Below are 14,344 nucleotides of genomic sequence, written 5' to 3' on the forward strand. Positions count from 1 at the left end.
GCTGAGTGTCCCTCCGTAGACGCTTCGTTCTCGTCATGGTTGCCTTCGCGGTGGGTGTCTCCGCGGTCGGTGGAGCAGCGGCGTGGTGGCAAGCGGGCAGAGCCCTGGAGGCGGAGCTCGACACGCGGGCTCGATGGGTCGCGCGTGCCGGGGCCGACATCGGACTCTCGGCATCGGGTGTCATACTCCTCCAGCCGGGCTTCGAGGATCTCGACATTTGGACCTCGACACACGCACGACTACAGCGCCTGCGCTCAGTGGTGCCGGAGTCGTACATCATCCGATCGGACAACACGGCGCTGGTGACGAGCTTTCCCGCCGATTCGATTCCGATCGGGGCGCCGCTTCCGCAGTTTGCCTTGTTCGCGCCTGAGCTCGCAGAGGCCAGACTCGTTGGCGACGCGACGACCCTCTCGTTCAGCTTAGAGGGTCGAAGATTCAAGTGGGGTTTCGCGGTGCTCGACGACCGCGAGACGGTATTCGCCATTCTGCTGCCCGCTGACTACCTGCAGCCGCTCGCACAACTTCGGCGGAACTTGTTCGTCGGCGCCGCGGCCGCTGCGGTGCTCGCCGTGCTGCTGGCGACGGTCCTGGCGGCAAGCGTTGTCCAGCCGCTGGAACGCCTAGCCCGAGTCGCGACCCGGATCCAGCGTGGACACATGCAGGAACCGGTCGCCGAAGAGGGCGGCCACGAGGTGGGACGACTCGCGCGTGCGATGGAGCGTATGCGACTGGGCATCCTGACGCGGGACGAGCAATTGCGGCTGATGCTTGCGCAGGTCGCGCATGAGATTCGGAATCCGCTCGAAGGTCTAGAGCTCTTCGCGTCCGCGGCGGAGGAGACCGAGGATCCTGAGGAGAGGGCGCGACTCATATCGCGCGTGCGCACCGAAGTCACGGCGCTCAACGTCATCATCAGCGACTTCCTGACCTTCGCGCGGCCCATGGGCAGGGCGGAGCACGCGAGCGACGTACGCGGTCCGATCCGTGAGGCGGTGGAGCTGGTCGAGGCCGAAATGGACGACCGCGGTGGGACGCTCGACCTGATTCTGCCGGAGACGCCGCTGATGGCTCTCGTGAGAGATGAGCACGTGAAGCGCGCGACGTTGAACCTGCTGCGCAACGCTGCGCAGGCCTCACAGCACGTGCGCCTCGATGCGCGCATCGAGAACGCGGAGGTAGTCATCGCTGTCTCCGACGACGGGCCCGGCGTGCCGGATGACCTCCGGAGCCGCGTCTTCGAACCGTTCGTGACCGACAAGGAGCAAGGTGCCGGCCTCGGTCTCGCGATCGTGAAGAAGGTCGCCGAAGCGAACGGCGGGCGCGTGGAGCTCACCGACAGCTCAGAAAGAAATGGTGGGAGAGGTGCCGAGTTCCGTCTATATTTTGGCAGCTTGGAAGATCCTCCCCGCGCGATCGCGGGCCCGGAATAGCGCTGTACGTATGGCTGAGATCCTCATCATCGACGACCACGACTCCATCAGGGAGGGGCTCGAGCTCCTCCTGAGGCGCCGCGGTCATCGTACGAGGTCCGCCGAGAGCGGACAGCGCGGGCTCGAGCTTCTCGAGGAAGAGGCGGCCGACCTGGTCATCACCGACCTCAGGATGTCCCGTATGAACGGCATGGAGGTGCTCGAGCGAGTCAAAGCTTCGACGCCTGAGACCGAGGTCATGGTCATCACGGCGCACGGCACGATCGAGAGGGTCGTCGAGGCGATGAAGCTCGGCGCTGCCGACTTCATTACCAAGCCGTTCTCGTCGGAGGAGTTCGGCGTCAAGGTGGACCGGCTTGTCGCCGATCGCGCCGAGCGACTGCGCCTCCGTCGCGAAAACGTCGCGCTCCGTGTCGAGAACACCTACCTGCGTGATGAGACGGTCGCCCGATACGGTGAGATGGTGGGAGAGTCGCAGCCCATGCAGGAGGTCTTCCGCTGGATCAGCAGGGTCGCCCCCAGCGAGTCCAGCGTGATGATCTACGGCGAGTCCGGCACAGGGAAGGAGTTGGTCGCGCGCGCCGTTCACGCCGGGTCCAGCCGCAAGGACGGACCATTCGTTCGGGTCAACTGCGGCGCGCTTTCCGAAAGTCTGCTCGACTCCGAACTCTTCGGTCACGAGAAGGGCGCTTTCACCGGGGCTGAGAAGCGACGCCGGGGACGCTTTGAGCTCGCGGATGGAGGCACGCTCTTTCTCGACGAGATCGCCACCGTGCCGCAGGCGACGCAGGTACGGTTGCTGCGTGTTCTGCAGGAGCGGGAACTCGAGCGCGTCGGGGGCGAAGAGACGATCTCGGTAGACGTGCGCATCATCACGGCCACGAACTCGTCACCCGAGGCGCTGCTCTCCGATGGCGCCTTCCGGGAGGACCTCTTCTATCGGCTGCACGTGGTTCCGGTGGTTCTCCCACCGCTCCGTGAGCGAAGGGAGGACATCCCACTATTGGTCGACCACTTCATCGACAAGTTGCGCGACCGTACCGCTTCTCCTGTTCGCGCGGCTACCGCGGATGCCTTGAAGCGACTTGCGGCGTACACGTGGCCGGGAAACGTGCGTGAGCTCGAGAACGTGATCGAGCGGTCGCTCGTGCTGGCCGATTCAACCGAGTTGGACGTGCACGAGCTTCCCCCTCTTGGAGGGAACGGTGCCGCGGGAGGCCTCGCCGGCTTCGACACCGGCTCAGAGGCCGAGTTGCCCATGGGAGGCTTGGATTTGACGCAGGCCGTGGAGGGGATCGAAGAACGGCTCCTTCGCCAGGCGCTCGAGCAGGCAGACGGAGTGAAAGCGGAAGCCGCGCGACTTCTGGGACTCAAGGCGAGCGCTCTCTACTACAAGCTCGAGAAGTACGGGATCGAGGCGTGAAGTCCGGGCGCAGGGGCTTCGGCATGCTGCTCGCAGTTGCGACCGGGCTCGTGATCACTGAGCCGGGGGACGCACAGTCGACCGAAGAGCTCGTCGGCGAACTCAGGCTCGAGTACCAGGGTGCCGTCTCGCTACATGATTCCGCACAAACCGCCCAAAGGGTGGTCGATCGTCGCTTCAACAGCGCGCTGCTTGAAATCGAAGGTGCAAGGCGCGCTCGCGACGACGCGGAATTGAGCCGCGCTCTCTCCTACGCCCTGGCGAGCTCGGCTCCCCTTGCGGATGCCGCGAACCGAGTCGCTGCTGCCGCAGATAGGTTGCGGTCTTTGCGGCAGGCGTTGATCGACGTGCTCATAGTGCAGCAGATCGAACTCATCGAATTGGCCGACACCGCACCGAGCGTCCAACAGAGGCGCGACTTCGACAACCTGCTGCGCGTGGTGTCGAACGAGTTGGCCGCCCTCGAAACCGACGTCGAAAACGACAGCCTCGATCCGGTGGCGATGCCCGACATCGCAATCGATCCCCGCGACGGGCCGGCTCAGATGCTCGGCAAGGCGCAGGTCCTCGAACGCTACGCCGCGCGCATAGATTCGCTGATCCCGAGCATCGACGACGAGATCAGCCAACTGAGAAGCCGGCGGGACATGCTGCGGCGCCATCTTGACTTCATCGCCGGGACAGCACGCTTCGGTGACCTCCGGCCGCCGACCGGGACGACAGCCGGGGCCGATCCGGCGGTGCAGGCCACGGACAGCACCGCAGTCGGTGGGCGACCGGTGACGCTCGACGAGCGCATCGAGGCGAAACGCGCTTACCGGCAGATGCTGCTCGAGCAACGGGACCTTCTCCTCTTCAGAGCGAGGGATTTCCGCGCCCGAGTGAGGAGTCGATCATGAGGCGCGGTGGAGCGTTCCGGACCTCGTTGCGCGCAGCGGCCTGCTACACCCGGTGGGCGGCAATGCTCGCCGCGCTCCTCTTGCCCCACCAGGCGGCTGGTCAAGTGCGCTGGTCCGACCTCGTCTTCACCATGGGCGGTTCCGCCCAGCGCTACACTGGAAACTTCTCGGCGGTCACAGTCGCCGTTGTCGACAGCACCGATCAAGCGACAGCCGCCGGGGGCGAGATCGGCGTCAGGGGTACGCTGGTCTTGCTCGAGCGGGAACGTCAGCGGCTTACGCTCGAATTGGACGGAGGCGTACGGCAGGCTGCCGCGCTGGGCTTCAGACTCCGAGACTACGCGCCTCGTGAGTGGGTTGGGAGTAGCTCCCTGGAGTTCCAACAGACCCTGGGCTCCTGGGCGACCGGATCGGTTCGTGGCGGCGTCGACACACGCTCCGTTCGGGATCGTCCTCCCATGCCGCTCTTCATGCAGCCTGGGTACGCCACCGTGAACGGAGCGGTGGGGCTCCTGACCCGCTCGTTCCAGGGTGTGGCCTTCGACCTGGTCGCCGACATCGAGTCTGCCGACTACCGCGCGCTAAAGTTCGTGCCCCAGCTCGACCTACTCGATCGCCGCGCGGCCGGTTTCGAGCTAGGAGCCGCGTTGGGTGAATCCTCGATGATTCGGTTCTTCGGCGGCGTGCGCTGGAGCGAGTACGGGCACCAGGGGAGCTTCGATGCGGACGATCCCTTCCGGCGCGATCGCACGGTGCGCGCGGGACTCCGCTGGAGACATGTGGGCGAGCTGATCGTCCTTGTCGGGCTTGAAGGCACACTCAACCGCTCGAACTCGAACCGGCCGGAGTACGATGCGCTCAGTGTGTCGGCTGAGCTGAGCGCGCCCCTGCCCGGGCAGCTGACGCTGAGCGTGCTGGCTCTGCTCACGACCAAGAGCTACGTGAACGAGCCCAACTTCGCGCTCTTGGTTCCGGGCGAGGAGGCCGATAATGCGTCGATCGCGTACGCCGAGCTGGTGCGCTCGATTCGAAGCAATCTGGATGGCGGTGTCCGACTCGGGTGGACCCGCGCTGAGACCGACATCGGAAACGCCTACTACCAGCGCTTCGGGCTCTCCGTCTTCCTCAACTACCGGCCGAACGATCGCTAACGGGGGCAGGCATGTTGCGCCCCGGCTGCACCGCGAACGCCCAGGCGATCCAGTCGCCGTCGTGCGAGAGGGAGACGTCGACCGTGCCCCGCTCTCCGTCCAATAATACGGCCGGCAGCCGGCGGCCGGGCTTGCCGGGAGCACAAACGATCTCGAGCCGCTGCTCATCGACGGCGAGGGCATCAGCGATCGCGGTGCGTGCGGCGATCCGGACAGCCAAGGAAGCCTGCGAATGTACGGCCTCCAACTCGCGAGGGCTCAGCCTGCGCTCCAACTCCGTGCGCGGACCGGACCAAGCAGCCCCGGCCTCATCGAGTCGTGCCAGTCGGCTGTTGAGCTGGTCGTCCTTCGGTGAACGCGTGGGATCGCCAAGCCAGCCGACCACGTGCACTGTTTGGCGGTCCCAGGCCGCCTCGATGTCGATGATCGTCGACTCGTAGCGGACAGAGCCCGACCGAAGCCCGGGCGAGCCGTCGCGCTCACTCGGGTGAGACCACGAGACGACGAAGGTCCGATGTGCGAAGGCCGGGGGACTCCCCCGCAGCTTGGACACCGCCTTGTACGCCGCTTCTTTCGCGGCCCACCGTTGCCAAAGTTCGAGGTCCGGGTCAGGAGCGCCGGCGATTGCAGCGCGCTCCCCTTCGGTGAAGATCCGCTCCAGGAAACGCGCGTCTGATGCCTTCCCCGACACCCTTGGATCGGTGAGGTCGACGACGTCGTTCCCGACGATCAGCACGGACCTAGAAGGCTGATCGGCTTCATCGCTTCAAAGCGCGCGTGCTCCAGATAGGTGAGGAAGACCGCGTGGTTCACGTGCCCGAACGAGTCGAGCTCGGGGCGGCGCACATCGATCAAGATTTCGGCGACAGAGGCGCCTTCGCTTGCCGGCGTCATGGCGGAAAGGACGCAAGAAGGAGGGGGCCCAGCAAGTGCGGACCTTGCCGCGGTGTCGTGCTGTTGGGTACCGTGGGCGGCCTGTGTCCGCCGTTGCCCGAATCTCCCGTCCGCGCCGTTGTGCCCGCGCGCTTCACGCCCCTCACGTTCGTGTGACGGGGTGGGTCGTGGCGTTCTGTCTTCTTCCATTCCTTCGGGCGGAGGCCGTCGCTGGCGAGACAGCGCGCGCTGGCCTCGAGCCGATGGTATGGTCGGCGAGGGCTGCACCCGATTCTTCCCTCTTGGTTCTGGCGGCCTCTTCGCTCGCGGACGTGCTTCCCCGGCTCGCCGACGCGTGGCGGCGGGCGGGTGGTGCCGAAGTGCGCTTCTCCTTCGATGCCACCTCGCGGCTCGCCGTGCAGGCGTTGCAGAGCTCCTCCGCGGATGCGTTCTTCGCGGCCGACCTCGAGTGGATGGACTGGCTCGAGGAGCGCGCGACCGTTCGCGAAGGCACACCAGTGCCCTTCGCGGCCAACGAGCTCGTCGTCGTCGTGCCGGCTGCCGCGAGTCCACCCGCCACGCCCGCGGACCTCGTGCGCTTCCCCCGCATCGCGCTCGCGGGGGAGAACGTGCCCGCAGGCCGCTACGCGCGCGCAGCGCTTGAAGCGACGGGTGTGTGGGCCGAAGTGGCGGACAAGGTGGTGCGTGGCGGCTCGGTGCGCGGTGCCTTGGAGTGGGTAGCCCGGGGGGAGGTGCCCGTCGGCATTGTATACCGGACGGACGCGGCCGCCGAACCGGGTGTGCGGGTCGCGTTCGCGTTCGAGGTGAGTAGCCACCCACCGGTCCTGTATTGGGCTGCCCCGTTGAGCTCTTCGGACGCCCCGGAATCGACCGCCGCCTTCCTGCGCTTCGTGGTCAGCGAGGAGGGTCGAGCCATTGTCGAGGCTGCGGGATTCGCAGAAGTGGTGCCGTCGGCGGCGCAGGCTCCGCCAGCTGGCGCCGTGATCCAGGCGCCGGCAGTGGCGTCCGCGATACGGCTCTCGCTCATGGTCGCGTTGCTGGCAACGGTCGCCGGGTTGGTGCCAGCCGTCGGCCTCGGGTGGCTGCTGGCCCGCCGGGAGTTCCCGGGCAAGGCGCTGCTCTCGACGCTGGTCATGGCACCGCTGGTCATGCCACCGGTTGTGACCGGCTTTCTTCTCCTCAGTTTGCTCGGCGGGGGAACGCCCCTGGGAAGCCGGCTTGCGTCTCTGGGGCTGCCGGTTCCCTTCACGATCTTGGGCGCCGCGATTGCGGCGTTCGTCGTGGGGTTCCCGCTCTACGTGATTTCGATTCGCGGCGCCTTCGAGGCCGTGGATCCGATGTACGAGGAGCTGTCGTGGACGCTGGGCGTTCCCCCACGTCGGACCTTCTTCCGGATCTCCTTGCCGCTCGCGCTCCCGGGCATCGCGGCCGGTGCCGTGCTGGCGTTCGCCCGTGCCTTGGGCGAGTTCGGCGCAACGGTGGTCTTGGCGGGGAACGTCGAGGGGTCCACACGGACGATCGCGCTCGCGGTCTACACGCTGCTCGAATCGCCGTCTGGCCGGAGCACGATCTGGGTGCTGGTCGGCGCCAGCGTCGCGATCTCCATGCTGGCTCTGTTCGGATTCGAGGCGCTCTCTCGCCGACAGAAGCTTCGATTGGAAGACCGACATGGCTACTGACGCTCAGTACAGGCTCGGCCTGGATTTCGAGATTCCGGTGGCGTCGAAGACGATGCGAGTGAAACTGGACACCGAGAGCGGTGCGATCGCGATCGTGGGTCCCTCCGGGGCGGGCAAGAGCACGATTCTGCGCGTGCTCGCCGGCGTGGAGCGACGCGCGCGAGGGGTCGTGACCTTCGGCGACCAGCGATGGCAGGACGACGCCACCGGGACCCTCGTGCCGCCGTGGCGGCGGCGGGTCGGGTGGGTTCCCCAGGAGGTCTTACTCTTCCCTCACCTGACAGTGCGGGACAATCTCGGCTACGGGGGCTCTTCCGTCGCCGCCGTCGAGGAGACCGCCCACCTCTTGCAGATCACGGGGCTGCTCGAGCGGCGACCCCGGCGACTCTCGGGTGGGGAGCGGCAACGCGTGGCGCTTGGACGGGCGCTGCTCGCCGAACCGAAGCTCTTGTTGCTGGACGAGCCGTTCTCGGCTCTCGACCGACCCCTGCGCGCTGAGCTCGCTCGCGTTGTGGGGCAATGGTCTGCGCAGCGCGGTGTCCCGCTCGTGCTCGTCAGTCACGACGAGACGGACGCCGAAGTGCTTGCCGAGGAGCGGTGGCACCTTTCGGACGGTGAGCTCGTGCGCGAGTAGCTCGAGCGTTACTCCTCGAGCAGCCCCTTCTCGCGGATCAGGTCGGCCAGTTCGCCGCGCGACCCCACCTCGAGCTTGTGGAAGATGTTCGAGAGGTGGGTGGAGGCCGTGCGGGTCGCCATACCGAGCTTTCTTCCGATGGCCTTGTTCGACAGGCGCTGAGCGACGAGTCGAGCGACTTCCAGCTCACGAGCGGTGAGTCCGGCGACTCCCCCACCGACCCGCCTGGGGGGGGGGCGATGCCCGATCTCGCGGAGCTGGACCCTCGTCTTCTCCAACTCCAGTTCGGCTCCGAGCTTCCGGAAGATGTCGTAGACGCGCTTGAGTTCGTCGGCCGCCTCGTCTGGGCGGTCGATCTCGGCCAGACGGCCCGCGAGCTGGCGCCGGATTCGCGCGGCGTCCGGAATGATCGGGATCTCCTCGAGAGCTTCCGCTGCCTGACGCATGAGGTCAATCGCCGACTTTGGATCTCCCCGCTTCCAGCACACCAGCGCGTCGATCGCGTCGGCCCAACAGAAGCCGAGCTTGTGGTCGAGCTGTCGCGCGTGCTCACGCATGCGAACGCTGACTGCCTCGGCCCGGTCGATCTCTCCTGCCCACAAGCACGCCTCGCCCAGGATCGGCAGCATTCGGTGGATCGCCCACAGGACGTATTCTGTTCCCTCGGCGATCCGCAGACCGTTCTCTGCCGCTTCGATCGCTTGCTTGTACTCGCCGAGTCCGAGCAGGTAGTGTGCCAGTCCGATGTACGCGGGCACGACCTGGTGAACGTCGATCGGCCCCTCTTCGTTCCCGAGCCCGGAAATCTCCGCGGCCTCGTCGACGAGCGCCCGCGCCTGCTCGAGTTGTCCCCTGCCGACGTAGAAGAAGGAAGTGCACACGAGCAGTCTGGGGAGCAATGTCCGCTGGTTGAGGTTGCGCGCGAGCGTGATCGCCTGTTCGCCCAAGGCAGTGCCCGCGTCCCAATCCCCGCGTGCCCACGCCGACTCGATCGCCAATTCGGCGCTCCACAGCCGAAGGACCGGTGAGCGCCAGCGGCCCGCGAGGTCGTTCAGTTCGTCGATCGCCGCCGCCGTCTCCTCGACGGCGCCCGACATGCCGCTCAAGACGGCCAGAGCCCAGCGCGCCCAGAACTCGATCGATAGGTCTCCGACTTCCCGAGCCAACTCGATCGCCCTCGTGGCGTGTTCGCGGGTCCTGTGCGGCGGCCCGATCCATACGTGGAGCAGCGCCAACGCGCGGTGCACACGCGCGAGCAGGTGAGGGCTGCCAAGCCCCTCAGCGATCGGCAGCGCGAGCAACACCGTTTCGATCGCCTCCGTCCCCATCCCGAGTTCATTCAGAAGGTGCCCTTTCGCGATCGTCAGGCGCACCAGCTCAGCCTGGTCGCCCAGCGCGCGCGCTCTCTCCAGCCCGATATCGAGATGCTCCTGGGCGTCGGTGTGCCGACCGCACCAGAAGTGCGCCATGCCGAGCGCCCGCCGGACCGCGGGGTGCTTGGGATGCTCGGGCGGTACTTCGGCGAGAGCACTCGTCCAGAGCTCGACAGCGGGCTCGAACTCGCCCAGGTGCTGATGCGCCCGCGCGAGATGAGGCACCAGGTCGGCGCGTGCCGGACCATCGGTGTCCTCTGAGTCGGTCCGTTCGAGTGCCGACCGCAGGTAGTTCACCGCCTCCCGGTCCGCGCGTCGCTCCAACGCTTGCTGGCCGGCCGCCGCGAGATACCGCGCTGCCTTTCCGCGGAGGTGCCCCGCGTCCGTCCGGGCGAAGTGGAAGGCCAACTCGTCCGCGTGATCCATCGATGAGGAGCCGTAGAAGGCTTCCATCGCTTCGGCCACGGCCCCGTGCAGGACCCGAGCGCGCTGGAGCCCGAACTCACCGTACAGCGTCTGCTGGACCAGGGGGTGCGCGAAGTCGTATACGACCGCGCCGCCGGCCTCCGCCCGTTCGTTGAGCACCAGATGCGCACACAGCTCCTCCAGGGCGGACAGCAGCGCTGCCTCGGGTAGACCGCTGATCGCTGCCAGGAGCGGGTAGCTCGCCCGGGTGCCGATCACGGCCGCGAGCTCAGCGACCGTTCGAGCGTCGTCGGAGAACGTCTCGATGCGCCCGAGCACGGCGTCCCGAATCGTTCTGGGAAGGCGGAAGTCCTCGGCATCCCAGCCGATCCACACGCCCTGTTTGCTGCTGATGCGGCCGTTGGCCACCAACGCTTTGATGATCTCCTCGAGGAAGAACGCGTTCCCCTGGGTCCATCCGAAAAGCATGGCGGAAAACTCACCGACCTGTTCCGCATCGACAGCGAACGCGCGGCAGAGGAGCTCAGTGACGTGCTCGCGGCTGAGCGGAGTGAGGCGGAGTGCCTCGGCGGCGCCGAGCGAGAGCAGAGAGCGCTCGGTCTTCACGAGCTGTGGGCTGCGATCCCTGTCCGAATCGTTGTACGTACCGATTAGGACGAGGGGCTGTTCGCCTGACTGCCGGGCGAGGAAGTGCAGCAAGTGGAGCGAAGACTCATCGGCCCATTGCAAATCCTCGAGCACGACGAGCAACGGGGAGCGCGCCGAGTAGTTCTTCAAGAACTCCGCGAAGTTCCACATCAGACGCGTGCGGAACTCCTCCGGGTTACCCCCGGCTGCGTCGCTGCCCTCGTCCCGGCCGGCGGCGAGCGCCGGGAAGAGGTAGCTCAACTCGGCCTCACCGCCCCTGCTGAGTACCGTGAGCGTATCGGGGTCCATGGCGCCCAAAAGCGGCAGAAATGCGTCGGCGAAGAGTGCGTACGGAACGCCCCTCTCCACCGGGTATGCCCTACCGCGCGCCACGTGCCAACCGCGAGTCTCGGCGCGTCCCGCGAGCTCGGCGACGAGCCGGGACTTGCCGACCCCTCCCTCGCCCGAAACCAGCACGAGGGACGCCGCGCGATCGGGGCCTTCGATGAGCGCCTCGAGCATCGCAAGTTCTCGCGTTCGTCCAACGAGCGGCAGCGGTCCCACGAATCGCTCGCCATCGGACCGCTGAGCTCCCGATCCAAGCGAAGCGTGGCTCATTCGATTGCCCCGGGGCGTCGAGTATTGATGCGGGCCCGAAGCTAGGCTTCGTGTCACAGACGCAACAGGCTGATGCAATTCGGTCCCGTCTTCGTGAGACATGACGGTTCGCTCGCTTCCGGGGCGGCTGTTGCGAAGGTGCCGGAGCAGACGGTGCGCTGGGTGGACTTGGAAGGTCATCTAGCGGGAAGCTCCTCGGGTTTCCTGGTCTTGGACCCTATTCTGCGGGAACCCTGCCCCTCGAGCCGTACGCAAGGTGACGTAGCACCACCACGGAGATGACGTAGATCTGACGACGACCTCTTCGCGGCCTGGCTGTGGCGGGCGTTCTGACATCGTAGAATTCGACGTTCAGACTCCGGTAGAGTCCCGAGCGTCGGTCCCTATGTTTCAGCCATGATTACATACGAACTACCGACCGACCAGGTCATGCTCGAGGCGTTCCTCGCGCGTGATATCTCCTACGACGGAATCTTCGTCACCGGAGTCCAGACGACCGGGATCTTCTGCCGACCGACGTGCGCGGCCAAGAAGCCCCGCCCGGAACATCTTCGCTTCTTCGGCACCGCCCATGAGGCGCTGCTTTCGGGTTTTCGGCCGTGCAAGCGGTAGCAGACCCATGGAGCCGAGCGGCACAGCTCCGGAGTGGCTACGTCCCCTGCTCGCTCAAATCGAGGCCGACCCGGGCCGCCGCTGGACCGACCAGGACGTGCGTGAAGCCGGTCTGAGTCCGCCGCGCGTGCGGCGTTGGTTCAACGCAGCATCACGGCATGACGTTCCACGCATATGGGCGCGCCCGGCGCCTCGGTGCAGCCCTGGGGCATGTGAAGGGGCGGCTCACGCGTGAGTCGGGCCGCCTTCGATGCGGACTACGACTCCCTCTCGGGCTTTCAGGCGGCGTTTTGGCAGTACTTCGGCTCGAGTCCGACCGAGCTGGAGGGCGCGACGGTCGTTCGCATACGGCGGATCACTACTCCGCTCGGACCCATGTTGGTGGGAGCGACGGACGATGCGCTCTGCCTGCTAGAGTTCGTCGACCGCCGGGCGCTGCCCACGCAGGTCGCAAGAATCCGCAAAGGTCTCGGTGCCGTGTTCGTGCCTGACCGGAACCCCATCGTCGACCGGACAGCGCTTGAGGTCGAGTCGTATTTCGCCGGAATGCTCGAGGCCTTCTCTGTTCCCACGACCGCCCCGGGTACCGACTTTCAGAAAACTGTGTGGCGGGCGTTGGCGGAGATTCCATACGGGGAGACTCGCAGCTATGCGGAGTTGGCCCATGGAATCGGCCATGCCTCCGCAGTGCGTGCGGTCGGCAGCGCGAACGGCATGAATGCGCTGGCGATCAATCGTCCCGTGTCACCGCGTGGTGGGCGCCGACGGCAAGCTCGTGGGATACGGCGGCGGCTTGTAGCGAAAACAGCGCCTACTGGAGCTAGAGACATCCGTAACTGATGGTCGGACTTAGTGTTAGATCTCATCAACTGGCTTCGGCGACCTGTCCCAACCGCCGGTTGCGACTGGAGAACTCGGACACCGCCCGCGCGAGGGCGTCGCCCTGGAAATCCGGCCACATGAGGTCGGTGAATACGAGCTCTGCGTAGGCACACTCCCATAGGAGGAAGTCGCTCAACCGCTTCTCGCCGCCCGTTCGTATCAGGAGGTCGACATCCGGTGCGGGCTCCTCGGTGTGCATCGCTTGGCCGAGCAACAGAGAGAGCGAAGCCCGATCGAGGTCGGTGCCGGCGGCTGCCGCACGGATGGCGGACACGAGTAGGTCGCGGCTCGAGTAGTCCACGGCTAGTCGCAGCGAAAGTCGGCGACCCATGGCGGTGGCTTCCTCCGACTCCTCAATCAGCCGCACGAGGTCCGGCGCGAGGCGATCGCGTCGACCGATGACCTGGAGGCGCACACCCTCGGCCTTCAGCTCGGCGATCTCACTCTTCAAGTATCGGCGGAACAGCTTCATGAGCAGCCGGACTTCCCGCTCGGGCCGCTGCCAGTTGTCGGATGAAAACGCGTACAAGGTCAGGACGTTGATGCCGAGGTCGGGTGATGCCTCGACCACTCGACGGACCGCCTTTGCACCTTCGCGGTGACCCCACTCGCGGCGGCGTCCACGCCGTCGGGCCCACCGCCCGTTCCCATCCATGATGATCGCCACGTGCAGCCCGTGTCGATCGGCCGCACGAAGAGCACTCTGTGTCATAGAGCCTGACTCCGAAAAAAAACGGGGGACGTCGTGGTGAGATGGTCAGACATCGCGCGTTGCACGGATGATGGCCTCCATGTGGTCCAGATAGAGCCGCAGCTCGCGCCGACCCACCTCCGTCAACGCATACTCGGTCCTCGGCATTCTGCCCTCGAACGATTTTTCACACGTCACGTACCCGGCGTCCTCGAGCCGTCGAGCGTGCGCGCTCAAGTTGCCATCCGTGGTGCCGAGCAACTCCTTGAGGTCGGTGAACGTGAGCGAGCCGTTTACGGCGAGAGCGCTCACGATACCGAGCCGTACCCGCTCGTGAATCAGCCTGTCGAGCTCCAACACCTCGGCCTGCGCGTGCTGTACGCGGACTTCCGGCAACGAGGCGGACCGAGCACGTGTTTCTTCCTTGGGCAGTGCCCCCTGTCTAGCCGCCATGTTTCCTCCAGATCACTATACCGAACAAGATGTGTAGGCCACCGAAACCGGCGGCCATGAAAGCGTTTCCCCACGCGGCCGGCGCGAAGAAGGCGATGGTTCCCAGACCCATGAATGCGGCACCCATGAGCGGAACAGGCCTAACGGAATACGAACCGCCGGTGACGATGCCCGTGCCGTAAAGCAGTAGCCAGGCGCCCGGCAGTTGGTCGATCAGTGCGGCTCGGATGAACACCACGGTGAGCACCGCACCGACCGCTAACGGCGGGATCACGTTCCAGGCGAATTTGCGGCCCGGGCCGGTGAGCAACCCCTCCCCGGCGGCAGCGGACTTTCGCGCCATCGAGACCGTGGCGACTGCAAGGGAAGCGACCGCAGATGCGAGCCACGTCACTACCCACACCGTGGGAGCGGCGGACCTGGACGCGATCAGCGCGGTGGCGATCGCGATCAGGCCCATGAGGACGCCACCGATCCCCGAGACGTGGGTGAAAGACGCTGAGCGCTGCATCGTCTCGCGGATGTAACGCAGATTGTCCATCGCCCGAT

The 14,344-nt window shown here is 66.2% G+C and carries 13 protein-coding genes and 1 pseudogene; 8 read left to right on the top strand and 6 right to left on the bottom strand.

Going from position 1 to position 14,344, the window contains the following annotated elements; all coding sequences use genetic code 11:
* The first annotated feature begins 5 nt into the window (after nucleotides 1-5).
* From IIB36_01575 to IIB36_01590, 4 genes are read left to right on the top strand one after another with little or no spacing between them, the layout of a single operon-like run.
* Nucleotides 6-1,433 (top strand): HAMP domain-containing histidine kinase, encoded by a 1,428-nt coding sequence (locus IIB36_01575; GenBank protein MCH7530437.1) that lies wholly within the window; start codon nucleotides 6-8, stop codon nucleotides 1,431-1,433.
* Nucleotides 1,434-1,443: 10 nt separating this feature from the next.
* On the top strand, nucleotides 1,444-2,856 hold the full coding sequence (locus IIB36_01580) for a sigma-54-dependent Fis family transcriptional regulator (protein MCH7530438.1): 1,413 nt from the start codon (nucleotides 1,444-1,446) through the stop codon (nucleotides 2,854-2,856).
* Nucleotides 2,853-3,755 carry a hypothetical protein gene (locus IIB36_01585; GenBank protein ID MCH7530439.1) on the top strand — a complete coding sequence of 301 codons (903 nt, stop codon included), beginning with the start codon at nucleotides 2,853-2,855 and terminating at the stop codon, nucleotides 3,753-3,755. Before IIB36_01580 ends, IIB36_01585 begins: the two co-directional genes overlap by 4 nt.
* Nucleotides 3,752-4,906 (top strand): hypothetical protein, encoded by a 1,155-nt coding sequence (locus tag IIB36_01590; protein ID MCH7530440.1) that lies wholly within the window; start codon nucleotides 3,752-3,754, stop codon nucleotides 4,904-4,906. The genes IIB36_01585 and IIB36_01590 overlap by 4 nt, the downstream gene beginning before the upstream one ends.
* Here IIB36_01590 and IIB36_01595 read toward each other — a convergent pair.
* Entirely contained in the window at nucleotides 4,881-5,642 is a 762-nt protein-coding gene (locus tag IIB36_01595; GenBank protein ID MCH7530441.1) for a 4'-phosphopantetheinyl transferase superfamily protein, read from the bottom strand. The genes IIB36_01590 and IIB36_01595 overlap by 26 nt on opposite strands.
* Nucleotides 5,636-5,800, bottom strand: coding sequence for a hypothetical protein (locus IIB36_01600; protein MCH7530442.1), 165 nt, complete (start codon nucleotides 5,798-5,800; stop codon nucleotides 5,636-5,638). The genes IIB36_01595 and IIB36_01600 overlap by 7 nt, the downstream gene beginning before the upstream one ends.
* A gap of 281 nt (nucleotides 5,801-6,081) precedes the next feature.
* Between IIB36_01600 and modB the strand changes: the two genes are divergently transcribed.
* Nucleotides 6,082-7,479: a molybdate ABC transporter permease subunit gene (gene modB, locus IIB36_01605; GenBank protein ID MCH7530443.1), complete on the top strand. Its 1,398-nt coding sequence runs from the start codon at nucleotides 6,082-6,084 to the stop codon at nucleotides 7,477-7,479.
* Nucleotides 7,469-8,113: an ATP-binding cassette domain-containing protein gene (locus IIB36_01610; GenBank protein MCH7530444.1), complete on the top strand. Its 645-nt coding sequence runs from the start codon at nucleotides 7,469-7,471 to the stop codon at nucleotides 8,111-8,113. Before modB ends, IIB36_01610 begins: the two co-directional genes overlap by 11 nt.
* 8 nt (nucleotides 8,114-8,121) lie before the next feature.
* Here the strand turns inward: IIB36_01610 and IIB36_01615 are convergent, their stop codons facing one another.
* Nucleotides 8,122-11,157: an AAA family ATPase gene (locus IIB36_01615; GenBank protein ID MCH7530445.1), complete on the bottom strand. Its 3,036-nt coding sequence runs from the start codon at nucleotides 11,155-11,157 to the stop codon at nucleotides 8,122-8,124.
* Nucleotides 11,158-11,553: 396 nt separating this feature from the next.
* Between IIB36_01615 and IIB36_01620 the strand changes: the two genes are divergently transcribed.
* Nucleotides 11,554-11,769, top strand: coding sequence for a hypothetical protein (locus IIB36_01620; GenBank protein ID MCH7530446.1), 216 nt, complete (start codon nucleotides 11,554-11,556; stop codon nucleotides 11,767-11,769).
* Between the two features lie 375 nt (nucleotides 11,770-12,144).
* Nucleotides 12,145-12,568 (top strand): annotated as a pseudogene (locus tag IIB36_01625) (methylated-DNA--[protein]-cysteine S-methyltransferase).
* A 66-nt stretch (nucleotides 12,569-12,634) separates the two neighbouring features.
* Here IIB36_01625 and uppS read toward each other — a convergent pair.
* The 3 genes from uppS to IIB36_01640 are packed head-to-tail and all read right to left on the bottom strand — an operon-like array spanning nucleotide 12,635 to nucleotide 14,336.
* Nucleotides 12,635-13,363: a di-trans,poly-cis-decaprenylcistransferase gene (gene uppS, locus IIB36_01630; GenBank protein MCH7530447.1), complete on the bottom strand. Its 729-nt coding sequence runs from the start codon at nucleotides 13,361-13,363 to the stop codon at nucleotides 12,635-12,637.
* A gap of 45 nt (nucleotides 13,364-13,408) precedes the next feature.
* Nucleotides 13,409-13,795, bottom strand: a complete 387-nt coding sequence (locus tag IIB36_01635) for a transcriptional regulator (GenBank protein MCH7530448.1) — start codon at nucleotides 13,793-13,795, stop codon at nucleotides 13,409-13,411.
* The gene (locus IIB36_01640) at nucleotides 13,785-14,336 is read right to left on the bottom strand and encodes a hypothetical protein (protein ID MCH7530449.1); all 552 of its coding nucleotides are present in this window, start codon (nucleotides 14,334-14,336) and stop codon (nucleotides 13,785-13,787) included. The genes IIB36_01635 and IIB36_01640 overlap by 11 nt, the downstream gene beginning before the upstream one ends.
* Nucleotides 14,337-14,344 lie beyond the last annotated feature (8 nt).

The organism is Gemmatimonadota bacterium (assembly GCA_022560615.1).
Lineage (GTDB): Bacteria > Gemmatimonadota > Gemmatimonadetes > Longimicrobiales > Gaopeijiaceae > UBA1138.

Excerpts from the sequence above, each read along its gene's own strand:
- IIB36_01580 (MCH7530438.1), top strand. The coding sequence starts at position 1,444 with ATGGCTGAGATCCTCATCATCGACGACCACGACTCCATCAGGGAGGGG.
- IIB36_01590 (MCH7530440.1), top strand. The coding sequence starts at position 3,752 with ATGAGGCGCGGTGGAGCGTTCCGGACCTCGTTGCGCGCAGCGGCCTGC.
- IIB36_01600 (MCH7530442.1), bottom strand. The coding sequence starts at position 5,800 with ATGACGCCGGCAAGCGAAGGCGCCTCTGTCGCCGAAATCTTGATCGAT.
- IIB36_01610 (MCH7530444.1), top strand. The coding sequence starts at position 7,469 with ATGGCTACTGACGCTCAGTACAGGCTCGGCCTGGATTTCGAGATTCCG.
- IIB36_01615 (MCH7530445.1), bottom strand. The coding sequence starts at position 11,157 with ATGAGCCACGCTTCGCTTGGATCGGGAGCTCAGCGGTCCGATGGCGAG.
- IIB36_01620 (MCH7530446.1), top strand. The coding sequence starts at position 11,554 with ATGATTACATACGAACTACCGACCGACCAGGTCATGCTCGAGGCGTTC.
- uppS (MCH7530447.1), bottom strand. The coding sequence starts at position 13,363 with ATGACACAGAGTGCTCTTCGTGCGGCCGATCGACACGGGCTGCACGTG.
- IIB36_01635 (MCH7530448.1), bottom strand. The coding sequence starts at position 13,795 with ATGGCGGCTAGACAGGGGGCACTGCCCAAGGAAGAAACACGTGCTCGG.
- IIB36_01640 (MCH7530449.1), bottom strand. The coding sequence starts at position 14,336 with ATGGACAATCTGCGTTACATCCGCGAGACGATGCAGCGCTCAGCGTCT.